Origin of the sequence: Paenibacillus sp. FSL K6-1122 (genome assembly GCF_037977015.1) — a bacterium.
Taxonomy (GTDB): Bacteria; Bacillota; Bacilli; order Paenibacillales; family Paenibacillaceae; genus Paenibacillus; species Paenibacillus amylolyticus.
This window is the reverse complement of record NZ_CP150272.1, coordinates 1214276-1237427: the sequence shown is the minus strand read 5'-3', so window position 1 is coordinate 1237427 and position 23152 is coordinate 1214276. Positions and strand designations below refer to the sequence as shown.

Annotated in this window: 22 protein-coding genes; 5 read left to right on the top strand and 17 right to left on the bottom strand. The window is 46.5% G+C overall.

Going from position 1 to position 23152, the window contains the following annotated elements; all coding sequences use genetic code 11:
• Window positions 1–194: 194 nt before the first annotated feature.
• The gene (locus tag NSQ20_RS05485; RefSeq protein WP_340032041.1) at window positions 195–1799 is read left to right on the top strand and encodes a bifunctional UDP-sugar hydrolase/5'-nucleotidase; all 1605 of its coding nucleotides are present in this window, start codon (window positions 195–197) and stop codon (window positions 1797–1799) included.
• A gap of 92 nt (window positions 1800–1891) precedes the next feature.
• Here NSQ20_RS05485 and NSQ20_RS05480 read toward each other — a convergent pair whose 3' ends face one another.
• The 4 genes from NSQ20_RS05480 to NSQ20_RS05465 form a co-directional block, all read right to left on the bottom strand.
• Complete coding sequence (locus tag NSQ20_RS05480) at window positions 1892–2227, bottom strand: hypothetical protein (protein WP_076253380.1); 336 nt, start codon at window positions 2225–2227, stop codon at window positions 1892–1894.
• A gap of 274 nt (window positions 2228–2501) precedes the next feature.
• Window positions 2502–4340: an ABC transporter ATP-binding protein gene (locus tag NSQ20_RS05475; protein ID WP_340032040.1), complete on the bottom strand. Its 1839-nt coding sequence runs from the start codon at window positions 4338–4340 to the stop codon at window positions 2502–2504.
• A complete protein-coding gene (locus NSQ20_RS05470; RefSeq protein ID WP_340032039.1) occupies window positions 4321–6123 on the bottom strand; it encodes an ABC transporter ATP-binding protein in 1803 nt (600 codons plus the stop codon). The genes NSQ20_RS05475 and NSQ20_RS05470 overlap by 20 nt, the downstream gene beginning before the upstream one ends.
• Before the next feature lie 244 nt (window positions 6124–6367).
• Window positions 6368–7420: a CotH kinase family protein gene (locus NSQ20_RS05465; RefSeq protein WP_340032038.1), complete on the bottom strand. Its 1053-nt coding sequence runs from the start codon at window positions 7418–7420 to the stop codon at window positions 6368–6370.
• A 344-nt stretch (window positions 7421–7764) separates the two neighbouring features.
• Here NSQ20_RS05465 and NSQ20_RS05460 point away from each other — a divergent pair, with 344 nt between their 5' ends.
• The 4 genes from NSQ20_RS05460 to NSQ20_RS05445 are packed head-to-tail and all read left to right on the top strand — an operon-like array spanning window position 7765 to window position 10737.
• Window positions 7765–8523, top strand: a complete 759-nt coding sequence (locus tag NSQ20_RS05460) for a hypothetical protein (RefSeq protein ID WP_340032037.1) — start codon at window positions 7765–7767, stop codon at window positions 8521–8523.
• Window positions 8524–8576: 53 nt separating this feature from the next.
• Window positions 8577–8714, top strand: coding sequence for a hypothetical protein (locus NSQ20_RS05455; protein ID WP_155985018.1), 138 nt, complete (start codon window positions 8577–8579; stop codon window positions 8712–8714).
• A complete protein-coding gene (locus tag NSQ20_RS05450) occupies window positions 8715–10061 on the top strand; it encodes an arsenic transporter (RefSeq protein ID WP_315371678.1) in 1347 nt (448 codons plus the stop codon).
• A gap of 13 nt (window positions 10062–10074) precedes the next feature.
• Window positions 10075–10737, top strand: coding sequence for a DUF2642 domain-containing protein (locus tag NSQ20_RS05445; protein WP_340032036.1), 663 nt, complete (start codon window positions 10075–10077; stop codon window positions 10735–10737).
• A 64-nt stretch (window positions 10738–10801) separates the two neighbouring features.
• On the opposite strand, the gene NSQ20_RS05440 is transcribed toward NSQ20_RS05445, so the two are convergent.
• The 13 genes from NSQ20_RS05440 to NSQ20_RS05380 all read right to left on the bottom strand — a co-directional run bounded on the left by NSQ20_RS05440 (window position 10802) and on the right by NSQ20_RS05380 (window position 22982).
• Window positions 10802–11368: a hypothetical protein gene (locus NSQ20_RS05440; protein ID WP_340032034.1), complete on the bottom strand. Its 567-nt coding sequence runs from the start codon at window positions 11366–11368 to the stop codon at window positions 10802–10804.
• A gap of 138 nt (window positions 11369–11506) precedes the next feature.
• Window positions 11507–12610, bottom strand: a complete 1104-nt coding sequence (locus tag NSQ20_RS05435) for a toxic anion resistance protein (protein ID WP_036606281.1) — start codon at window positions 12608–12610, stop codon at window positions 11507–11509.
• Window positions 12611–12621: 11 nt separating this feature from the next.
• Entirely contained in the window at window positions 12622–13374 is a 753-nt protein-coding gene (locus tag NSQ20_RS05430; RefSeq protein ID WP_100526565.1) for a hypothetical protein, read from the bottom strand.
• A gap of 83 nt (window positions 13375–13457) precedes the next feature.
• Window positions 13458–14507, bottom strand: a complete 1050-nt coding sequence (locus tag NSQ20_RS05425; RefSeq protein ID WP_036606276.1) for an ATP-grasp domain-containing protein — start codon at window positions 14505–14507, stop codon at window positions 13458–13460.
• Window positions 14508–15356: a hydrolase gene (locus NSQ20_RS05420; RefSeq protein WP_340032994.1), complete on the bottom strand. Its 849-nt coding sequence runs from the start codon at window positions 15354–15356 to the stop codon at window positions 14508–14510. It abuts the gene before it with no gap.
• Window positions 15356–16507: a cysteine protease StiP family protein gene (locus tag NSQ20_RS05415; protein WP_340032033.1), complete on the bottom strand. Its 1152-nt coding sequence runs from the start codon at window positions 16505–16507 to the stop codon at window positions 15356–15358. Before NSQ20_RS05415 ends, NSQ20_RS05420 begins: the two co-directional genes overlap by 1 nt.
• Complete coding sequence (locus NSQ20_RS05410) at window positions 16504–17937, bottom strand: phosphoribosyltransferase family protein (protein ID WP_340032032.1); 1434 nt, start codon at window positions 17935–17937, stop codon at window positions 16504–16506. The genes NSQ20_RS05415 and NSQ20_RS05410 overlap by 4 nt, the downstream gene beginning before the upstream one ends.
• Window positions 17867–19087: an HpcH/HpaI aldolase/citrate lyase family protein gene (locus NSQ20_RS05405; RefSeq protein ID WP_081745837.1), complete on the bottom strand. Its 1221-nt coding sequence runs from the start codon at window positions 19085–19087 to the stop codon at window positions 17867–17869. The genes NSQ20_RS05410 and NSQ20_RS05405 overlap by 71 nt, the downstream gene beginning before the upstream one ends.
• A 191-nt stretch (window positions 19088–19278) precedes the next feature.
• The gene (locus tag NSQ20_RS05400) at window positions 19279–20535 is read right to left on the bottom strand and encodes a TerD family protein (RefSeq protein WP_339189525.1); all 1257 of its coding nucleotides are present in this window, start codon (window positions 20533–20535) and stop codon (window positions 19279–19281) included.
• Window positions 20536–20565: 30 nt separating this feature from the next.
• Window positions 20566–21147, bottom strand: a complete 582-nt coding sequence (locus NSQ20_RS05395; RefSeq protein WP_036606267.1) for a TerD family protein — start codon at window positions 21145–21147, stop codon at window positions 20566–20568.
• Between the two features lie 93 nt (window positions 21148–21240).
• Window positions 21241–21816 (bottom strand): TerD family protein, encoded by a 576-nt coding sequence (locus NSQ20_RS05390; protein WP_036606264.1) that lies wholly within the window; start codon window positions 21814–21816, stop codon window positions 21241–21243.
• Window positions 21817–21906: 90 nt separating this feature from the next.
• Entirely contained in the window at window positions 21907–22500 is a 594-nt protein-coding gene (locus NSQ20_RS05385) for a TerD family protein (protein WP_036672556.1), read from the bottom strand.
• Window positions 22501–22535: 35 nt separating this feature from the next.
• Entirely contained in the window at window positions 22536–22982 is a 447-nt protein-coding gene (locus tag NSQ20_RS05380; protein ID WP_036606259.1) for a tellurite resistance TerB family protein, read from the bottom strand.
• Between the last annotated feature and the right edge of the window lie 170 nt (window positions 22983–23152).

Genomic DNA, 23152 nt, shown 5'->3' with positions numbered 1-23152 from the left:
ATTTGGAGTTTTGTAAAGTTTCCTGTCAGGCTGTCAGCGCGACTTGTATCTGTTAGAATAGGCTCATTATGGTTGAAGATATAAGAAGAACATCGGAGATAACGGCGTATACTTCGGTTCTTCAGGCTATTCATTCTTCTCCGTTTTATAGTAATTCCATATATCTGAACTTATATATTAGAGGAGATTGTAAAATGACATCCACAAACCATACGGCAAGCTTCGATATTCTGTATACCAGTGATCTGCACGGGGCGATCCGTCCCATTCATTACAATACCAATGCCTACCGCCCGGCTGGGCTTGCCCTGCTGGCCTCCCTGATTCGCAAGGAACGTGAACGTGCACCTGAATTGATGCTGGTGGATAACGGGGATCTGTTGCAAGGATCACCCTTGGCCTCCTATGCAGCTTCACAGGTTTCCAAAAACGAGGTGCATCCATTCATAACGGTACTGAATGAACTCGGTTATGATGCTGCGGTGATGGGCAATCACGAGTTTAACTATGGTCAGAGTCTGTTGCGCGGAGCAGTTGAAGCTTCTAATTTCCCCTGGCTGTCTGCCAATATTGTAAAAGATGAGCAACCAGACATTCCTGCCTTCGGTCCTCCGTATCTAATCAAAACCTTGTCTGCGGGTGTCAAAGTAGCCCTGTTGGGCGCAACTACGCATTACATTCCAAACTGGGAGCATCCGAAAAATATTGAGGGGTTACAGTTCCATGATGCCTTGGAGACGATTCGTACATGGGTTAGCTATATCCATGAACATGAACAACCAGATGTAATGGTTGTCAGTTATCACGGCGGGTTTGAGAGTGATCTGGAAACAGGAGAGCCTACCGAGCGGTTAACTGGAGAAAATCAAGGCTATGCCATCTGTCGGGACATTGAAGGCATCGATGTGTTGCTTACCGGACATCAGCATCGTCAGCTTACAGCTACTATTCATGGTGTAACCGTCATTCAGCCGGGATTCAGTGGAAATGGTGCAGGGCATGTATCCGTTCAGTTGGAGCAATCATCGGGCGGGAAGTGGCAGATTACAGATAAGCAGGCTCGGTTGTTACTTCTGGATGAACATCATGAGGTTGAACCTGATGCAACCGTCATGAAACTGACGGAAGAGCTGGAAACTGAGGCACAAGCATGGCTTGATCAACCCATTGGCGAGGTGGCTGGGGATTTAACCATCACCAATGCTACGGCTCTGCGACTCAAGGCACATCCATTCATTGCTTTTGTACATCAAGTGCAGATGGAAGCGACTGGAGCGCAGCTCTCCAATACCGCCATGCTGAGTGAAGAAGCTCGCGGTTTCGGGAGTCACATCACCGTTCGGGACGTGTTATCCAACTTCATCTATCCTAATACTCTGACGGTGCTGGAGTTGAGTGGTCAGGATATCCGGGAGGCACTGGAACAAACGGCACGTTACTTTGAAGTGAATGCTTCTGGTGAGGTGGCAGTCAATCCGGCTTATATGGAGCCCAAACCCCAACATTATAATTACGATATGTGGGCTGGCATGGAGTACGAGTTGGATATTTCCCAACCTGTAGGCAGTCGAGTTGTGAAGTTGGAACGTGAAGGCAAACCCATGGACATGGATGGCATGTACTCTGTGGTGATGAACAGCTACCGTGCTGCTGGCGGCGGAGATTATGCGATGTATCCGGGCAAAAAGGTACTGCACGAAGGTGCCACGGATATGGCCGCACTGGTGGAAGATTACATCCGCAGACACCAGCCATTAACGGTGGAGCAGGCTAATAACTGGAAAGTTATTGGAAGTTAAATGAGAAAGAGCAGGTCCTGTGATCAGGATCTGCTCTTTTGTTTTCAACCTATTGCTTACTTGTTCTTGTTGAATTATCCTGTCCTGTCCCTTCATCCGACATATTGAAGGATTAACTGATATAATGCTATTGAAAATCCTAAGATACTCGCTTTCATTTTAGATGGATGATATCTTTCGCTACGAATCAAATAAAAGAAAACCAAAATAAACCCTGCGGGGATCCATAGCTCAAAGACACCATTTGTTGTACTTTGAGAATAAATTGGCGTAATGAACGTACTAATCAAAAAGTAAAAGAAAACCGTAAAACGTCTTGTTTCTAACTGCTTGCTCCACCTTACTAGAATGAAAATAATAATGATTGCGATAATAATAATGTGAACAGGGGGTAGAAGAATAGCAGCATTCCCAAATTTGAATTCCATTCCGCATTGCCCTCCTCTCTTTTAATGCATCACATGACTGACTACAGGCATACGTGTAAAAATTCATTCTCATGCTTCAAAACCGCTGGCAACCGTCCAAAAACGGACCTATTCCAATATATCCTTATTTTAACATACAATCACAGTTCCGTTTTCCATTTTCCTTCAAGGGAATATGCAAAAAGAGCAGAATTGAGGAGCATCGTGCCCTCATCCCTGCTCTTTTTACATACCTACAAGTTCTCTAATACATGTCCCATATTATCCAAAATGACTATTGCGCCTTTTTACGCAGCTGACTGTAATACAGCTCGCTGTAGAAACCGCCTTGTTCCAGCAATGCATCATGCGAGCCTTGCTCCAGTAGCTGCCCATCCTTCAGCACCAGAATCCGGTCGGCCTGACGGATCGTGTTCAACCTATGGGCAATGACAAAGCTGGTTCGTCCCTGCATCAGACGTTGCAACCCTTCCTGGATTTTAATCTCCGTAACAGTATCAATACTGCTCGTCGCTTCGTCCAGTACGAGTATCGATGGATCTGCCAAGATTGCCCGGGCAATGGCGAGTAGTTGCTTCTGCCCCTGACTAATGCCGCTCCCATCGGCCTGGAGCACTTTGTCGTATCCATCCTTCATTCGCACAATGAAGGAGTGGGCATTCGCCAGCCGGGAGGCTGCTTCCACCTCTTCATCCGTTGCGTCCAGACGGCCAAACCGAATATTTTCTCGAATCGTGCCCTGAAACAGAAATGAATCTTGTAGTACAAATGCCATATGTGACCGCAGATTCTCACGCCGAATGGTGGTCATATCGCGACCATCTACCGTTAATGTGCCACCTGTTGGATCATAGAAACGGGATAACAGCTGAATTAATGTTGTTTTCCCCGCTCCGGTCGGACCCACAAGGGCAATCATCTCCCCCGGTTTGGCTTCAAAGCTGATCTCATGCAAAATGTTACGTCCTTCATCGTATCCAAAGGATACTTTGTCAAAGCCAACGGCTCCCTCTACCTTGTCCAGAGATATCGCTGCCCCTTCATCCTTCGCTTCCTCATCTTCGTCCAGCACCTCGAATACGCGCTCAGCCCCCGCAATCGCGGACAATAACGTATTCCACTGGTTCGCCAGATCATTGAGCGGACGGGTGAATTGACGGGCATATTCTACAAAGATAATAATCACCCCAACTGTAACCGAACCCTGAATCGCCAGAATACCACCGATGCCCGCCACAATCGCAAAGCTCAGGTTGTTCAATCCATTCATCAGTTTCGGGATAAAACCAGAGATCGTCTGTGCCCAGAAACCGGAAATCCGGATGCGGGTATTCCGTTCCTCAAAACCGCGAATCACCCGTTCCTCTTGCGAGAATGCCTTAATGATCCGCTGCCCGGATAACGTCTCTTCGATGTAACCGTTAAGTTCACCGAGATTGCGTTGCCGCTCCTTGAAGAGCGGTCCCGTTCTGCGCGTTATCCAACGCATGCCGATGGCCATCAAAGGAACAACGATAAAGGTAAGCAGGGTCAGCAGCGGGCTGAGCCAGAGCATAACCCCAAACGTTCCGAGCAGGGTTAAAACACTCGAAAAAATCTGGATCGCCGAGCTGTTCAACGTACCGCTCACATTCTCGATATCATTGGTCACCCGACTCATAATCTCCCCCTGCTGGCGTTTACCGAAGAATGGAATCGGCAGCTTGTGCAGATGGGAGAACAGATCATACCGCATGCGGAACACAGTTTCCTGTGCAATTTCGATCATCCATATATTTTGTAACCAGGATGTAAGAGAGAACAAAACATACACTGCGGTTAATCCAATCAGAAACCGAGTCCAGCTTGCGCCGGCTTCGCCCGCGATGAAATCATCCACGGCCACCCCCACCATGTAGGGGCCAAGCAAAGCGAGTGCGGAACTGGCAAACACCATCAACAGTACCATGGACAGCTTAACCTTGCGACGTGCCAGATAGGCCCAGATACGACCTAGCGTACCTGACCAATTCTTCGCCCGTGCCTTGGGTTTGCGACCACCACCTGATCGTAACGTCTCCGGATCAATCGGCGGTGGCGGCTGACGGAAAGGCTCAATGAATGCTTTGAACATGCTGTGCACCCTCCCCGTATTGTGATTCATGGATTCGACGATACAGCTCTGACGACTCCATCAGGTCTTCATGTTTTCCTTGCCCAATGAGTTGTCCATCATCAAGCAGCAGAATAAGGTCCGCCGAAGTGGTTGAACTGATCTTCTGGGTGATGATAAACGTGGTACACGACAATTCCTCCAGTGCATCGAGCAGTCTGCCTTCTGTAGCCACATCCAGCGCACTTGTGCTATCATCCAGAATCAAAATTCTTGGTCTACGTACCAGTGCTCGTGCAATGGAAAGTCGCTGCTTCTGTCCACCGGAGAGATTCACTCCCCGTTGACCCAGCAATGTATCATAACCGTTTGGTAAATTCTCAATTGTTTCATGGATCTGCGCGCGCTTTGCGGCTTCCACGATCTCATCCAAGGTAGCATCTTCCTGACCCCAGGCAATATTCTCCCGGATGGAACCGGTAAACAGGACAACCTCCTGCGGCACATAACCAATCGCACCACGCAGCATGGACAGATCCAGCTCTGATGCATCGGTACCATCAATCCGTACCTTTCCTTGATCTTCTGTGTATAACCGCGGAATGAGCTGTACCAGCGAGGATTTGCCTGAGCCAGTTGCTCCCATAATGGCAATACGCTCCCCCGCTTTTGCAGTGAATGTGATGTTATCCAAAACTGTAATTTCACTATTCGGATAACTGAAGCCTACACTGCGGAATTCAACCGCTCCCTGCACAGCGCGCTGTTTCTTCGCTGGGTATACAGATTGCGGAAAATGCGAAGATTTCATAGATCCAGCAGATGGTGCAGACGTTGATATCGTCTGTTCAGTCTCCGACGTGTCCTCTGTATTAAACACTTCATTCAGCCTTTGCGCCGAAGCGCTTGCTCTGGAGAAGGTTACCAGAATCCATGACAACGCAGACATGGCACCAATTGTGCGAAGCAGGTAGTTAATGACGGCGACCACTTCACCCACGGTTGCATTACCGGAGGCAATGTCGACTCGTCCAAACCATAACACGGCGATGATACAAACGTTCATCATCAGCAACATGAACGGCATCGTGGTCTCCGTCAAGCGCAGCGCGGAGATTGTGCCTTTCATCAGCTTGCCGCTGAATCCGGCAAAGCGTTCGATCTCATGGCCCATCCGTACGAAGACACGGATCAGCCGAATGCCTGTCAGATTCTCCTGGATGACTCCATTGACGGCATCCAGTCTGCGCTGCACATTGCGGAACAGCAGCGCTGCCTTTTTGATCATCCACACCACAACAATGAGCAGTACAGGCACCATGACAACCAGTAGCAGACCCAACCTCGGGTTCACGATTACTGCCATAATCATGCTACCAATCACCACCAGGGGCACACGTGTCATGAAGCGCAGACTCATGAAGACGGTGTCCTGAACCTGGGTCACATCCCCCGTTAATCGGGTAATCAGGGACGATGTCGCGAACCGGTTAAAGACGGCATAAGAGAACGTTTGCACTTTCTCATACAGCTTCTCCCGCAGATCGTATCCAAACCCCAGACTTGCATGGGATGCAAAGAACGAACTCGCAATTCCGGCAGCAAAAGCCACAACAGCACTAGCAACTAGCACACCGCCCCACAACCAGACGACAGATAAGTCTCCCTGCTGAATCCCGTTATCGATGATCTTGGAGATCAGATAAGGCTGAGCCAGCTCCACCGCAAGCTCAATTAACATCATGACCAGGGCTGCAATCGCGGCAACTCGGTACTTCTTCAAGTAGTACAACAGCTTGATCATAAGCATTCCTCCGGCTCGGAGCACCCTAAACCGATAACATGTTCCAGCTCAGAGCCTCCATTAGACATGTTGTTTTCTCCACAGCGTCCAATATGTAATCATTTCTATGTACACATATGGTTATTATAGCGTATTTTACAATGCCGCTTCTATTCTTATTACCCTACTTTTCCCAATACAATAAACTTCTCTTCATTTTGGCAGTAAAAAAAGGAAGGTCTCCCTTCCCCACGCTAGTTAGTGCTTACAGCTGACGTAGTTTTTCACTTAGATACTCCCGACGTTTCAGCACATATTCGCGAATTCTTTCCGGTTCACCTGCAAATACATCCATGGGCCATTTCATGTAAGGATCTTTGTTGACATCTTCCCGAATCTCATTGTGCAATCGATGGACTAGAGGCATAATTCGCTTCTCTGTAAAAGCATTCATCAGATGCTGCCGCATCAGCTTTTTATATTGTTGACGGAAACTGCGGAATGCCAGCAATCGTCCGGTAAGTCTGTTATACCCCTGAATACGAACAAGATTGGGGTCAACTCGTGTTCCATAACAATTCCTCCCCCAAGTACCCTCATAATCCCAAGGCAGGATGCCATATTTTCCGCTTTTGATTTTCTCATACCATGTGTAATTCTGATGAAATCCGTCGAAGTTCCCTGTAAGCACAGCTCCACTTAACCAGCGTAAATAATTGTCTGTATCCACCCTCGACTGTAAAAAACGAAACAATTCCAGCCTGGACTTTATGTTCAACTGCTGAATAAAGTTACGTAGCCTTGTGCGATCCACATCTTTACCACGAATTAAGCTGTACCCTGACAATAGATCGGTACTTGTTGAAGAGGAATTCGAATTTATCATAAAACCAGCATGATCATTCACCGCATAGAAGATACTGCGCACAGGGATTTTCCGTTGGCGAAAAAAGAAGGATTTCACTCCTTCGATCCTCAGGTATACACCCAGAAGCTGCCCGTTCAGATAGAGTACGCAGTGTTGTGTAGACGGTGCGGGTACACGAATCGACTCAAAAAAACGAAAAGAAAGTGCATTACGCAACAACGAAGGATCATCATACTCCGCATTAAAATGATACGTTCGGCTGGATGTACGAATCTCAAATGATTTTTTGGGATAACCGCGTGTATGTCCTCCACGGTATCGAAGCCGGATCGGAAACGGCTTACCGCCCATCTGCATCGTGCTGTTCACAAACGTCTCTGACCATATATTGGACGTTAACTGTTGATATTCGGTTGGAGACAAGCTGATATGGTAGACAGGTAGAGCCATTTCCATCCGCCTTTCGAGTACCTGTAAGATTCGCCCGTAGGCTCTTACATCATCCTATGCAGATGCACAGAAAGTCGTACGGGCGAATGCACAGTCCTGATACTTATCACATCCCAATTCACTTGTCATAATGCGGAATAACCGAGTTATTAATCTATAAATTTACATCATTTTCATAGATTATAGCTGAAATGGTATAAATATAGTTAACTGGCTAGTCCCTCCAAGAAGCATGTCACATATGCTTAAACTACAGACAGACACGAATGACGAATGGAAGGGATCACATTTACATCCACCATTTCTGTCCATCTGAACTTATATCATGGAAGGGGTCAAACACAATGTCTATGAATGGTCAAGGAATAAGAGGTTTGTTGGGAAGAGAGATTAAGATTAACCGGGGAGGACCTGATTCAATACAAGGTACACTTACGGACGTACGCATGGACTACATGGCAATGAACTGCAAAGAAGGGATTGTCTACGTTAATGAATCACATGTCAAAAGCATAACAGATACAGGCCGTTCCGGTGGTAACCGAAATGCAACCATGGGGAACCCTATTCCTTCCAACACGTTTTTGGGCGTTATGCAAGCACTCCGCTTCCGCCATGTTCAGATTAACCGGGGAGGACCTGAAAAAGTGGAAGGCATCCTGGCCGATGCCAACCAGAACCAATTGATCATGACTTTGAAAAATCAGGAGATTGTTCGTATTCCGATGCAACATGTGAAATCCGTATCCCTCGTACGTGGTGGTGGGAACAACAACAACAACAACAACAACAACAACAGCAGTAATAATAAAAGTCAAGGAAACCAAGCAGCCCAAGGTAATCAGGCGGCTCAAGGCAACAAGTCGCGTGGCAATCGTTCTCAAGGGAACCAAGCAGCTCAAGGCAACCAAGCTCAGGGGAATAAGTCCGGCGGCAACAAGTCGCGGAGCAGTCAAGGCAATCGTTCTCAGGGGCAACGAGTTCAAGGCAATCAATCCCAAGGCAATAAATCAGGTGGCAACAAGTCGCGAGGCAATCAAGGTTGCCAAGGTTGCCAAGGCAATCAATCCCGTGGCAACAAATCCGGCGGTAAAAAGAAGTAAATAAAATAAACTGACAACTTAAGTTATCTACCAGCTTAAAGGGGGGAATTATCATGTTGATCTTCGTCGCATTAGTCTTGATTGGTGTGCCTTTTTACTGGATCGTTACACCCGGAAGGCCCACTCCATCCCATGAACATCTGCTTCAGGCTTCGTCAGGACTTCTCCCCTTGGGAGGTGAATCACAGTAAATGCCTGACTACCAGTTGTGGTTAACCTTCGGGGTCTTTATCATCACTGTCATTTTCCTGATGTGGCGTCCTGGCGGATTGAATGAATCTATACCCACCTCGCTTGGCGCCCTTCTTCTTATTTTAACTGGAGTGAGCAGCTATGCTCACATTGTTGGAATCTTCGGGATCGTATCTGGTGCAGCCGTAACAATCCTCTCTACCATTGTCATGTCGATTATTCTAGATAGCATCGGTTTTTTTCGCTGGATCGCTTTGAATATGATTGAGAAAGCAAGAGGTTCCGGCTTTCGATTGTTCTGGCTAATTCTATTACTTTGTTTTCTCATGACCATCTTCTTCAACAATGATGGCAGTATTCTGATCACAACTCCGATCATTATTCGAATCTGTTCTATCCTTCGTCTGAAAATGCATCAACAGTTACCCTACCTGATCTCCGGTGCTCTAATCGCCACGGCTTCCAGTGCGCCAATTGGACTTAGTAATCTGGCTAATCTGATTGCTTTACAAATGGTTGGCTTAAATCTGAATACTTATACTCAGATGATGTTTGTGCCATCCATGCTTGCGATCATGGTGATGACTGTACTGCTGTTCTATTATTTTCGCAGAAGTATTCCCAAAGTTATTCATCATTTCCCTGTATCCCTGCAGTCTTCATCAGGTTCAGGATATCATCCGCTGCAGACAACTGAATCTGAGAATAAAGTAGACTGGTGGCTGTTCCGTGTCTGTATTGGTATCGTTGTATTTATCCGTGCAGGATATTTTCTAGCTGAGCAAGTCGGTATACGTATGGAGGTAGTTGCAATCACTGGTGTTATTCTCATGCTCGCTGTGCGTTGGTATCGCACCCGGACTGGACTCAAAGATGTGATAACACAAACGCCCTGGCACATTCTACTCTTTGCCTTCAGCATTTATGTCATTGTGGATAGTCTTCACCGCGCAGGCTTGACCGCGTCAATCATTCAGTGGATGAAACCTATAATAGAAGGAGGAAATGCCAGCATCATTGCTGTGTCGGGGTTAATGCTCACTCTGCTTTCCAATCTATTCAACAATTTGCCCTCCGTCATGATTGGGACCTTTGCTGTTACAGATCTTCCACTAAGTGAATCTCAACTGCATCTTGCGTATCTTGCCAACATTCTGGGAAGTGATATCGGAGCCTTGCTGACGCCTATTGGCACCTTGGCAACGTTAATTTGGATGTATATATTAAAGACTCATCATATTCGAATCTCCTGGAAACAGTATATGAAAGTTACCTTTATTGTGATACCAATAAGTCTAATTGTTAGCCTAATTTCACTATATATTTGGACATCTATTCTCTATTGAGAGGAGGAATACTGTGGAACTTGTAACACACTGGCTGGGTAAATCCGTCGAATTGGAGCTGTCTGGCTGTAAACTACCGATCCAGGGTGAGATCATTGATGTAGGCCAGGATTTGATTGTAGTCTACGGAAATCAGCGATTTGTTTATATTCCACTTCATCATGTTCAATCCATGCATGTCAATACGGCAGATGATTCAAGTATAGTTTTGCCAACACCCGACCCCGAGATGGATCACACCAACATCTCTTACCGCAAAATGCTGATGAACGCCCGTGGACGTTTCAGTGAAATCTCCATCGGAGGGAAAACATTGCATGGTTATATTACAAATATTATGAATGACTACTTTATGTTCTACTCTCCGTTATATCATTCTATCTATGTTTCCATTAATCATCTGAAGTATATTATTCCTTCCCCTACTAACAGCACACCCTATTCCCTTAGTAAGCAACATTTCCCTATGCAACCTTCGTCCATGTCACTCTCCCGTACACTCGATCAGCAACTTCATAAAATGATAGGTGAACTTGTTGTACTCAACCTCGGTTGCAAGCCTTACCGAGCAGGGTTATTGAAGAGTGCAGACAGCCACTTGCTTGCGTTGGTAGAAGCGGATGGGACTTCTTTAATTATGCATACCGATCATATCCAAACCATTCATCTCCCTTGAATATCAGAAGAACAAAAAGGTTCATCTGCCTATGGCTGATGAACCTTTTTTTCACCTTTACATCCTACCATCTTCTGCGTCCACGATCACCCCTATTATGATCATTCAACTCACCAAGACGATCGTATGTCTCCTTATATATCCGAATCACGGCCTGAACTTTGATGAAATCAGCATCTTCCGGTCCAAGCCCCTCCATAAACATTCTCTGAATGCTCTGTTGGAAGAATTGCACTCTGGCCTCAATCTGTTCTTGCTCAAGCTGTAATATGTCTTCGAAACTGTGGTTCCCTATGTAATCCATCAACTCATCATCAGGACTGGAATAATCCGCGTTTCTTCGATCTGCAACCCATTCATCCGGCTCATTGGACTGGAGGTTAACACTGGTGCGTAATTGGGATAAGATGATTTTCTCTTTAGCCAACATGACATGAAAATCTTTGTTACGGAGCAGCTCCGATACAATCAGACTGCACATTTCACGGTTTTGGATCAGTATGCCGTCAAAAGGATGCAGCGTCCACTCCCCGTTTGCATAATACAGGTTAAAGTTAAAGAACTCACTGCCATATTTGTATTGAATATTAATCTTGGTCTCATCAATAATCTCGAATGAAAAGTCCAGCATGTTCAGCAAGCTCCTTCGCACAACCCCAGATTTTACCTTCATTCTATCAAATAAATGAAACAAAGAGACGCACTCGGCGTCCCTCGTAGAAAATAAAACCATGTACCAATCTCGATACGATATGCAGCGAGTCCTACCCTAATCCAGGAAAGATCCTAATGCACTGGAATCCGGTTTGTTTTTCTCCGGAATGGCAGCAGCCTTCGGTCCTTCCAGACCCAGTCGATCACTCATTTTGGCGTTAAGGGTTGTCATCTTGTTGGTATAGTCATTACAGCTCTCGATGATCCGGCGATTGGACTGCTCGGACAGATCCAGTGCAGACATCAGATCACCCATCGCTTGATTGACCGCTTCAAGGGACATCGCAGGTTTAGACAACAGTTCATTTGTTTTCTCTGTTGTTGTCTTCAACAATCTGGCGTTCTCCTTGAATTGATCTTCAATCGTCTTATTCGTAGCTTCCACAGCAGAAATGACCTTCTCCTGATCATTAAGAGCCATGGCAATCATGGCCGAAACGGTGATCAGATTCGCTGTTTTATCAATGGCGTTGTTCACTGAATCAATCAGCTTGTCATTGTTATCATTAATGATGTCGGTAGCTGCGATTGCCTGATTGTACAGCATGATCATCTCTGTCATGGATTGGGTACGTGTTACCACTTTGCGCAACCCACGCTCCAGATGTGCTTTACGATTCTCGTTCTCAGGCTTGGCAATCTCGGTTTCGAACAATGCTTTCAATTGATTACCAAAAGAGATTTTGGTCTGCAGATTGTAGATCTCCTGAATGGAGGAACGTTTCAATTGGCGCATATTTACGATGCTTTCTTCCAGGTTGTCCTTGCCGTCCCGCAACCCGTTAATGATCGCATCAATGTTCGTGCGAACAGATTGATAACGGTATACATAGTTTTTCAGCGGGCTTTTACGTAACAACTTCCCGACAAAACTCACATTTTTACTCTGCTGCAAACTCTCACATTCATCACGGAGCTTCAGGATCATGTTTGATACCTCTGCCCGGTTCCCGGACATCAATTCATTGACTGGACGATCAAGCAACTTGAGAGTCTGCCCTGCTCTCTCTTGTGTTTTCACGCCCAACTTGCCGATATCATCCATTAAGGTATCCAGATGAGCCGGATCACTTTGGGACACTTTCTGAATAAGCTGTGTTGCTTCCTGGTTAATCCGTTGCTCATCTTCCTGCTTCAACTGAGCCCATTCCGTTGCCATGCCAATCCCTCCTATAATTCAGAGCTGTTATACCGTTGATGTATTAGTTCCGCTTTGTTCTGGAGCTCCATTAAGTCTTTATGTTCAATCGTTGATACAATATCCGATATCTTGGAATCCACGTCTCGAAGACCATTCAGCAGCATACGCCGATTGTTGCGTTTGGCTTCTCCACTTAAACGTAAAAATGGATTAATAAAACCGTTCAGGTCTTTCAAAATAAGTCTGCGCACCGTATGGTTGATATCTCCGTTATTTAGTTCCTGAAGGGAAGGAATCACACGCTGCAAACGGGCAAACAACGCGAGTGATTTCTCCACGATCTCATTATCCAGCTCGTTCTTCTGACCTTCGGAGATGATCATGTCCTCCAGTACTTCCAGGTATTCAATCACCGGATCGAATACAGGATCTGGTTCGGTCCGGGAAGGCTTCGCTTGTTCTGTGCCCGCATGCTGTGCGGGAGTGGAGCTCGGTTGGGGCTCTGCCAGAGAAGCTTCTCGCGCCCCTGTTGGCACTGTGCTCGGTGCTTGTCCACCATTCAAGCGGGATGGTTCATTTCCGATATCTGTAATGGGTACAGGGGCTGATGACGAACCCTGGACCTGTGTACGTGGCGTGGAACGTGAAGGAATCAATCCTCCGACCACAGTTGCCAGTGCCGGAATTGCCCACGTGATGACATCCGGTAGAAAGGGACTCGTGATCGCCGCGAGACCATAACCGACCAATGCGCCTATACCTATCTTCGTTTTCCGTAACATTACTTGTCCTCCTGCCTTAACAACACTTATCCGTATTGTAAAAAAACCATCCAGAAGGTGTCAATGTTGAGGGAAATTCTCAGCTAGACGTGGTGTACTCCGCTTACCTTCTGAACGTCGATTATAAATGGCTGTTCGATATGACTTCCCAGTATGCCAAACTTCGGATGAAGTGGTCCAATATCATGGCCAAGTGCAGACTTGACCGCCAGATACGGGAAGTTCACGCCCGACAGACAAGACATGTGCAACCCACCCGACATACGCGGATTGATCTCCAGCAGCTTCGGTGTATCCTTGCGATATTTCATCTGTATATTAAAATTATAAGGAATCCGATATACTTCTGCCACATTGCGGGCAATCGCCAGCAATTCCTCGTTTTCTTCAAGCAAGCGCAAACGTCCTCTTTCTTTTCTACGCGGGATAGCCGTTATAAGTTTCCCATTGCGATCCGAAAGACAATCAATGCTGTATTCATATCCTTCCAGTACCTCCATCACCATGACATTTTGAAAGGACGGAGCAGAAGAGAACGCACGCAGGGCATCTTCATACGAAATGGAGTTAAGCGCGTATCCGAACAACTCCTGCAACGGATCACGTTCATTATTAATCACTCGGAATCCCATACCACCCTCACCATTACATGGTTTGAAGCATACATCGTGTCCACGTGCACGTAGCGCCTCATAGGCTTGCTGGAATTGTGCAGCATTACTGACCGTGAAATAATCCGGAATCTCCATAATGCCCTTCTCACGCACCGATTCATAGAACCGGTCTTTCTCCATCAATTGTTCCAGCAATTCCGTGTCCGAGCATACGATAACCCGTGTACCGATCTCTTCGAACAGGGAGATATGTCTGCTGATGTCCAGCATGTTCCAGCGTGGAATAAACACATCAATCTGATGACGACGGCAAAAGTCGAGGCAAAAATCAACATACTCCCGGCCCGTTAGACGCGGTTCAACTTCTGCAACATCACAGCCCTGTAATGCCATATGTCCAGGATCAGGATGAGTACCGTAGATCTCAAATTCCATACCGTCCTCATTGTCCCGAATCGCATTCATATAATGATACGTTACAGAGAACCAACGGTTGAAGTAAATCTTCATTTTTTTCATTTATACGGTCTCCCTTATCTCGGCATGGTCTATCTGGGTCTGTTGATCGTTATGAAGACGGTGAACGTAATCGAGAATCTCATCTGCTGCAAAAGCACCGAATTGTTCTGTAAATTGATACGGTATCTGCTCAGGTACACGCTGTCTCTCCACATGTAACTCTCCGTGAGACGGAGCAATGGCGTAGTGCGCAAAGTCCAGCAAACAACGATCCAGCAAGGAATCACCCGAAGCAATCACAGGCACATCGCCAATGCGTTGCCTAATATGCTCCACTGCAGCTCGTTTGTTCACGGCCGAAGGCACCAGATAGAGCTTCCGTCCCTGAATCGAACTCTCCCATCCCAGCGTCTCTAACACCCGAATCTTTTCCGCAATATGCTCCATTGGAAGCTTGTCACGTTCGATTAGCAATGCAAAGAACAGCTCATCACACAATCGCTGATTAATTACCCACTCCGGGCTCAGCACATCGTCAAATAAATCCAGGATCTCTTCGGGAGTAGCTGCCTGCTGACGAAGCAAAGAACGAATATGCAGATTCCATTCATCGTCTACCTGACCGTCAACAATGATGTTGCCACCATTACTCGTCACCGCATATTTCGGAATACATTCGCTCTGAAAAATATGAATGCGCCGGTACTGCTCCACGGTACGTGTCGTCACAGGCATAAATACAATGTCTTGTGGCAAAGACTGCAACCGCTCCAATGCATATGCTGACATAAAAGCGGACAACTTGCCGTTAATCCACTCTGCGGGAACAAGTCCCGGTGTATCTTCGGGAATACGGAGCGCACGACGGGAGTACACCAGCGTCTGGTCCAGATCACTTGCGTAGATCATCATTCTCCTCCACCTCCCAGGGATTGAATAATGCCGCAACAGGAATAGGTTAGTCCCGGATATACCTCAACCGGCACATTTCTGTCTCTGGCGAGCATCATGATATGTTGCAAATCCGGATTATCCAGACGGTCCACAAGAATCTTCCAAGGGACACGGCGCAGTAACACCCGGGTTGTTTCTCCGATTCCAGGTTTGATTAGATTGATGTTCGCAATGCCAAAGGATTGCTGGATGGACTCGATATCCTGCCAGCCTTTCCAGGTGATTTCCGAAGTACCAGTAGCATTGTCCTCCGTTTGAATCTCCGTCAGGTCCATCATCTGCGGAAAATGCTGAGCAATAGTATCCACGTATTCGGTCGACACATCCGCAGAGGACCATTCACGATACCATTTGGCCCCGTGAAAATCTGCCGGCCCAATCAGATCATCCCGAAGTACTGTACGGCTCACGAGTCCCGAGACGGTGGAATTCAGACAAGCACTAGGAATAAGATAATCTTCCCTTGTCCCAAAAGTTCCTGAACATTGCCCCGGATCAGCCAACACGGCAAGATCATCATCGAGACTTATGCCATAAGTCCGTTCCATTTGGTCACAGGATTCTTTCAGCACTTTGCGAATAGCCCCTTTTCCTGTCCAACCGTCTACAAACTGAATAGCTGTTTCCAGACCATGCTGCTGTAAAATATATAAAATTGCGTTCTCGTCCATACCCTTGCCACGGATAATAGAAATGCTATAATGCGGAATCGTCACTTTGTATTTCAATTCAATATAACGTTTGATCAGGATGCCCACAGGTGTTCCGGCTCGAGCCAGAGATACCAGCACCAGATTCAGTCCCCTGCGCTCTACAATCTTCTCAGCCACAATGGCGGTATGACGCGCGATTCTTGCAGCGGATTGTTCCAGTGTCTGATGGAACAGCTCGATGTATTCTGCTGTGGGCTGGTATTCCACGGGCAGCATCTCCGAATAATGAACCCCGGATTGGATCGCCTGCTCCCGTTCACCCGTTCCCTTTTCCAGATCAACATGGCTGATATCCTTCAGTAGGAAAACAACGTCCGATGCAGCATAACTGCCCATCGGTTCGGGAGACGGAATCTCACGTTGTCTGATTAGCTCCAGTGTAGTTAAGTTCATTGCTCGTTGTCCCCTGTCTTCTCTGGCAAGCCGCAATATACGATATGAATGTGTCTGCACCCCAACTGCCCCAGTACCTTCAACATCGGTTCCATTCGTTCTTCGGACATCTGTCTCTCCAGCAGAACAAAAATCTCGTCATACTGTCCCGGGGCGATGTTATAGATAAAGTTACGAACGGATGCGTCTTCCGGTGAGGCATATCCGGCACCACTACGAACAGCATATCCTGGAGCCGGATGGGTATGGATTGGACTGCGGGTAGTGGATTGATACAACACGCCTTCTCCCATCTCGGCAGCAATACGCATCGGAATGTACATGAACTCCCCTGCTCCCAACACTAAAGTCCGCTCTCCCGTACGCTGCGTCCGAAGCCGTTCTGCAATCCGGCTAATCTCCTGGCGCAATTCGCCATTATGACGGGATTGCATACCAAACCTGCCCGTATGTTGGACGTAGCTCGCTGTGCTGCGTTTGCCTTCACCATCCTCCGAAGTGGCATGTAGCTGTTCGAAGTCATCGGCAACGGTAGAAGTCTGAAGCGTTACGGCAGGATGAAATAGCTGCTCATCTTGCTGTGTTGCTTCCATCTGTGGAGTACCCACTACTTCAATGCGACCCTTCAACAGGCTTAACGGTGTAATAGTAATTCCAAGTTCAGCTTCCAGCTCGGCAAATCGATTCTCGTCCGCTTCCGTACGCCAGTCCAACAGCGAAGCAATCACATATTGCTTCCGGGGGTATCTGGCCTGAATATCCCGAATGATATTCAACGTCGTTTTGCCCGTCGTAATCTCGTCGTCCACCAGAACAATCGGGCCCTCTCCTGCAAAAGCTTCATGATCCATCGCATAACAACGATGAGCCATCGCATGGGAATGTTCTTCTTCAAATTGAATATCTGGATGCATCGCTGGAACATACTCGCGAGTGGTGTGAATATAAGAAGCTTGATCAGCAAACATCTCGTACATGCTGTGACCCAACGCTGTAGCGGTCTCGGCAAAACCAACAAAACGAATCGTTTCCGGCAAACTCAAGCTTTCTTGCAACAACATGTTGTACACTTGCCGGGCTTGTTGGGGATCAATCAGCCCCTCGACCATTTCCCGTTTCCACTCGGTGATCTGAACTTTCGCCTCTTCCGTCTCCTCAGTCAGGTGCTCATATAACAGAACAGCCAATGCCGCGCCACTCAGAAGCGAGGTATACGGGTTAACCGGGATGTGCTTGCCCAGCAGTTTGCTTACAAACAGAAATGAACGTTTCTTATTGATGCGTGCAGCCATGGAAAATAGAGACTCTAGTGGAAGTTGCAACGGGTTATGTGTAACCTGAACGTTCAGACTGAATTGATCAAGAATTGGGAACGTAGTTATGTTGTTGTTCATGCTTGGGCAAGAGCCCGACAAAATGCTGCTGTTCATGTAACACCCCATATATTTGTGATCGGATTAGAATTCGATTCGCCCAGCTCAAGTGTGGTTTAATCTCATTCATTTTGTTATAGTAATTACTTTTGAACACACCCAGGCTACCGTCATTACGGGCGATGATGTCTTGTGCATCGGAATATTCCTCATGTGTAACAACGTACATCGCTTGTACGGGCTTAATATGAGAAGGATGAATGATCGTTTTGCCTACAATTCCATTTTCCTTGTCCATCATGACTTCACGCATCAATCCATCCATTGTGTTCGTAATATATTTCATTCTCAGATGCAGCCCAGATTTGCCCAGGGTTTCTTCGAATGGAGTCTGTCGTAATTGAGGTTTGAACACGCGCTCCCGCTGACTGAAATATTCCCAGACAGGACCTGAGATCACATACGGCTTGTCCATTCGTCCAAACAGATTGATAATATCCGAGATGCAGTCACGGATCGTGGCGATATCGTATATGGTCAGTTCCGGGCTTCGGCGTAGTCCAAACAAGCTGGAGAAATCGGTCGCACCAATGCGTACATTGAGCACATATTCAACATTTTCATCGAGGATGTTACGAAGGCCCAGTAAGGTCTCCCAACGTGTCTCCCGATATATAATTGAAGCCGTTTCCAATATAGGCATTCCATAGAGAACGGGATAATGATCCGGTTTCCGTTGATTATAACTGCGGATCTGGTCGAAATAGGCTCTTCCATTGCCCACACAAAACTTGGGCAATGCCACGCCTGTCAGCATGGACACCAATTCTCCCAACGTATCAATGAGACGTTCCAACTGTTGTGGTGAACGTACACGAGCAAACAGAAGAGGCATTTGATCCTGACTCAGCATGCCTGTCTCCATATAAGTCATCAGTTGAGTTAGATGCTGTACCAGACACTGCTCGGCAAACTCTACTTGGTCGTCACCCACAGCGTCCTCCAGATCAATAATAATGGTCGTCAGACCTTCATGTTTACCATTCATAATGTCGTCCGCGATATGTGTGCGCGTCGCGGGCATATATAAAGCAGCCCCAACAGCATATGCCAGTAGATCTTTGGAAGTCCGGTGATTGAACGAGACGGGTGAAGAGAAAAATAAAGTATCTTCTTCTTCCAGACTCAAAAAGTTAAAATATTTCAGGGTTGTCTCCTCCTCGCACCTTTGGCAATAGCCAATCTGCAATAGTTGATTCCAGCTGTCGGGGCATAAAAACCAATCCCTCCTTAGTCTGGAGGGATTGATGGTCTATTATCGAGGATAACGTTGGTCAACAGTATCCTTGCAATGGTGCTGACCGATACAGCGTTTATATATTGAATAAATACAAATGATTACTTTCTTCCCGCAACCCACTGCATTCCCCAATCATGAGCCTCGTCCAACGCCTGATGCCCATTATAGAACTGCACGATTCGTTCAATACTGAATGTCTCATTGTTCACATTGCGTAACATCGCGATGCCACACATGCCAAGCGGGCTCCCGTATTCATTCATTCGGACAATGATATCCGGGCCATCCTTCTGCTGGATAGTTACCACACCGTCTACTTGAGACCAGTTGGCCACACCACCATAAATATAGGTAAATACCAAGATGCGCTCAATTTCCGAGATACGGGCACCATTAATCCGCAGATTCTCTCCCGTCTTAACCGATCCCGTCCGGTCATCCCCATCCAGTGCAATATAAGGGAAACGGTTGAGTGAACCAAACGTTTGTCCCAATGCCTGAATCACATCTCGTGTACCATCCTTCATCTCGAACAGGCAGCCCAAGTCCAGATCCACACTCTTGCTGCGACCAAATAACCCTTTGCTACCCTGTTGATTCCAGTTGAGGTTAATCAGGATTTCACCAAGTCCCCCCGCATTTTTCTTGAGGTTAATGGTGTCGCCCTTCTTCTTCAATTCAATTTTGCTGAAATTGATCGAATTCACAGGGGAAGGCGTCGGTTCTGGTGCGGGCACCGGGGGTGGTGGAGTAGGTACAGCTGTCGGAGGAACGGTTGAAGTCGTTGGTGCAGGTTCTGATCCACCATCTACATCCACACCAAAGTTAGCGCAGAGTGCATTCAAACCACCTGCAAAACCCGATCCTATCGCATTGAACTTCCATTCTCCGTTATGGCGATACAATTCACCGATGACAATCGCGGTCTCCACTGTAAAACCGCTTCCCAGATCATATCTCATTACTTCCTGACCTGTAGCTGCATTGGCAAACCGTAGAAAACCATGCTGAACCTGTCCAAAATGATGGCGTCGTGCTTCACCGTCATGAATCGTCAAGCTGAAGGCGATTTTCTCAATTCGGGCAGGGATTTTGCCAAGATCAATGGCGAATTGTTTCTTCTCGCCACCAACCTGTCCACCATCCATGTACGTGATGAACGAGGTAGAGGGCTGATTATAAAAGATAAAATCCTCATCTCCAGCCACTTTATTGTCTGAACCCAGAAGGAATGCTGATGTGTCCAGCTCTACACCCGAGGCTGCCTCCCAACCAATGCCTACCGTTAGACGGGACAAGCCCGGATTGGTTTTGGTCAGATCACTCTTCTGGCCTTTCACGACAGAAATCGCCATAGCAGAATCACCTTTCTATGCCAAGTTATGTTATTGTGCATCCAGCCCGTAATTTTTGCATAAAGCAGATAGTCCACCAGTGAAGCCGCTGCCTACCGCCTGGAATTTCCAGTCCGCACCTGCACGGTAAAACTCACAGAATACTACAGCTGTTTCGGTAGAGTAGTCTTCTCCGAGGTCGAAACGAAGCACTTCCCGATCACTTGCAGCATCTACAACACGAACAAAAGCATTGGAGACTTGTCCAAAATTCTGCCCTCGTCCATCTCCATCATAGATGGTTACCGTAATACCGATCCGGTGAATGTGCGCAGGGATTTTGCTGAAGTCAACAACAACTTGTTCATCATCGCCGTCACCCTCACCCGTACGATTGTCACCGGTATGTGTCACTGAACCCGCACCGCCGCTTGGATTGTTGTAAAAAACAAAGTCATCCGTACCTTTGGCTTTTCCATCTTCGTACAACAAAAAAGCCGAAGCGTCCAGGTCAAAGTCGACTCCACCACTATATTTGTTTGTATCCCAACCCAAACCAACCACCACACGGGTAAGGCCCGGATTCGTCTTAGTCAGGTCAATACGTTGTCCTTTGGCAAGACTGATCGTCATTTGTTTTTCCACCTTTCCAAAATATGTGATTAAATGAAAAGGAGAACCGTCCAGGAGACGGTTCTTCCCATCCTGTAAGTCGTACTGTACGTCCTATTGCAAACCGTAGTCGCGTGTCAATCCAACCAATCCATCTTGGTAACCACTACCGATGGCACTGAACTTCCACTCGCCGCTATGACGATACAATTCACCAACAACTACACCTGTTTCGATGGAGAAGTCTTCTCCCAGGTCGAAACGAATCAGTTCTTCGCTGTTTGCTTCGTTAACGATTCGCACATAAGCACGGGAGACTTGTCCGAAGTTCTGGCTACGTTCTGTAGCTTCGTAGATTGTAATGGAGAATGCAATTTTCTCTACATTTGCGGGTACGTTAGGCAGGTCGATATTGATCTGCTCATCATCACCATCGCCATCTCCTGTACGGTTGTCACCGGTGTGAACAACAGAACCATTTTCATTTTGTGGATTGTTGAAGAAGATGAAGTTTTTCTCGCCTTCTACTTTACCGTTTGCATTGGCACAGAATACCGATACATCCAGGTCAAAGTCTTTTCCGCCATCATACTTATTGGTATCCCAGCCCAAGCCTACTGTGATTTTTGTCAAACCTGGGTTCGTTTTAGTCAGATCGATTTTTTGACCTTTAGAGAGATTAATTGCCATCGTATGATCATCCTCGCTTATTTAAGTGTATTGTAGTTATCGTGACATATGAATATCAGGATTATTGTCGATTTAGGTTAAATCTTGTACTTAGGAGTACCTGCGAGCGAGTTCGTTGATATGTACCGCATGGGAACCCTCTCCAATTGCTGAGAATTTCCATTCGCCTCCATGACGATACAATTCACCACAGATCAACGCCGTTGAACCTGTGTAGTTTTCGGATAGATTGAACTTCACGAGCTCACTGGAATTTTTACCATCCAGAATACGAATATAAGCCTTCTCAATCATGCCAAAATCTTGCTTGCGATTGACACAATCGTAGATATTAACAACGATTAATACTTTATGAACATCAGCAGGAATACGGGACAGATCCATTTTGATCTGTTCGTCGTCACCGTCTCCCTGTCCTGTTAGATTGTCACCAGAATGGATAACCGAACGACATGCACTTTGTTTGTTGTGGAAGCAAACCAGGTTGGAGTCCTTGACCAACTTGCCTTCCTCATTCAACATGATCGCCGATGCATCACAATCGATATCCGCTTGTTTTTTTCTTCCAAAGAAACCTTTGGCAGTTACCGGGTCCCAACCGAGACCAGCAATCACCTCAGTAAGTCCTGCATTGCCTTTGGTTAAATCAATCTTTTGTCCTTTGACCAAATTAATGCTTGCCACTGATTTTCACCTCCCTTCATATGTAAAATAGCTACTTAGAGATTGAATTCACTCGGGTTCAGTCCAAGTACGATGCATATCTCGGCAACGACTCTTTTCTCCTGATCATCAAAGTTGCCGTCAGCTGAACCAATCGCACTGCATACACCCACAATAACGCGTCCTACATCCGGCTTGGCTTTGAATTTCCCAATAGCTTTCAGCGCTTCCTGCTTCCCGATCTCTGGAGAGAACTCAAAGTTCGCGACATAATGATTAAAACGTGTAATCACTTCAGCCATATCAAATACTTTCAATTCCTGACTCAGGTTGATATAACCAGCCATCTTGTTCTTTTCTGCTTCATCAATGGAACCATCTGCAAAAGCAACCAGTGCACAACCTGCAACCACGGCATCCATAAAATCTTTATTTTTAAACTTTTTGACTTGCTCTTCAAGTCCTTGTTTTGTTGAATTTAACCAGCTTTTAAATGAACTCATACTCAACCTCCAATAGTTTCAACCTGGTGTTCCGTACATTCTTTTCAAGATTTTTCAGTAACTTTCATGTCTACATCATGTTGAATATAAGTTAAATTATTCCTTAACTATACTCTGAAATACGGCAATTTTCTACATTAAAAAACAATTAATACCTTATGATACGCATC

What these genes read in the sequence shown, in the direction of transcription:
- NSQ20_RS05470 (WP_340032039.1), bottom strand. Translation starts at nt 6,123, where the DNA reads ATGATCAAGCTGTTGTACTACTTGAAGAAGTACCGAGTTGCCGCGATT.
- NSQ20_RS05440 (WP_340032034.1), bottom strand. Translation starts at nt 11,368, where the DNA reads ATGCTGGACTTTTCATTCGAGATTATTGATGAGACCAAGATTAATATT.
- NSQ20_RS05410 (WP_340032032.1), bottom strand. Translation starts at nt 17,937, where the DNA reads ATGAACAGCAGCATTTTGTCGGGCTCTTGCCCAAGCATGAACAACAAC.
- NSQ20_RS05395 (WP_036606267.1), bottom strand. Translation starts at nt 21,147, where the DNA reads ATGACGATCAGTCTTGCCAAAGGACAACGTATTGACCTGACTAAGACG.
- NSQ20_RS05465 (WP_340032038.1), bottom strand. Translation starts at nt 7,420, where the DNA reads ATGGCTCTACCTGTCTACCATATCAGCTTGTCTCCAACCGAATATCAA.
- NSQ20_RS05380 (WP_036606259.1), bottom strand. Translation starts at nt 22,982, where the DNA reads ATGAGTTCATTTAAAAGCTGGTTAAATTCAACAAAACAAGGACTTGAA.
- NSQ20_RS05460 (WP_340032037.1), top strand. Translation starts at nt 7,765, where the DNA reads ATGTCTATGAATGGTCAAGGAATAAGAGGTTTGTTGGGAAGAGAGATT.
- NSQ20_RS05425 (WP_036606276.1), bottom strand. Translation starts at nt 14,507, where the DNA reads ATGAAAAAAATGAAGATTTACTTCAACCGTTGGTTCTCTGTAACGTAT.
- NSQ20_RS05480 (WP_076253380.1), bottom strand. Translation starts at nt 2,227, where the DNA reads ATGGAATTCAAATTTGGGAATGCTGCTATTCTTCTACCCCCTGTTCAC.
- NSQ20_RS05485 (WP_340032041.1), top strand. Translation starts at nt 195, where the DNA reads ATGACATCCACAAACCATACGGCAAGCTTCGATATTCTGTATACCAGT.
- NSQ20_RS05455 (WP_155985018.1), top strand. Translation starts at nt 8,577, where the DNA reads ATGTTGATCTTCGTCGCATTAGTCTTGATTGGTGTGCCTTTTTACTGG.
- NSQ20_RS05430 (WP_100526565.1), bottom strand. Translation starts at nt 13,374, where the DNA reads ATGTTACGGAAAACGAAGATAGGTATAGGCGCATTGGTCGGTTATGGT.
- NSQ20_RS05475 (WP_340032040.1), bottom strand. Translation starts at nt 4,340, where the DNA reads ATGTTCAAAGCATTCATTGAGCCTTTCCGTCAGCCGCCACCGCCGATT.
- NSQ20_RS05390 (WP_036606264.1), bottom strand. Translation starts at nt 21,816, where the DNA reads ATGGCAATTAATCTCTCTAAAGGTCAAAAAATCGATCTGACTAAAACG.
- NSQ20_RS05420 (WP_340032994.1), bottom strand. Translation starts at nt 15,356, where the DNA reads ATGATCTACGCAAGTGATCTGGACCAGACGCTGGTGTACTCCCGTCGT.
- NSQ20_RS05415 (WP_340032033.1), bottom strand. Translation starts at nt 16,507, where the DNA reads ATGAACTTAACTACACTGGAGCTAATCAGACAACGTGAGATTCCGTCT.
- NSQ20_RS05435 (WP_036606281.1), bottom strand. Translation starts at nt 12,610, where the DNA reads ATGGCAACGGAATGGGCTCAGTTGAAGCAGGAAGATGAGCAACGGATT.
- NSQ20_RS05400 (WP_339189525.1), bottom strand. Translation starts at nt 20,535, where the DNA reads ATGGCGATTTCTGTCGTGAAAGGCCAGAAGAGTGATCTGACCAAAACC.
- NSQ20_RS05450 (WP_315371678.1), top strand. Translation starts at nt 8,715, where the DNA reads ATGCCTGACTACCAGTTGTGGTTAACCTTCGGGGTCTTTATCATCACT.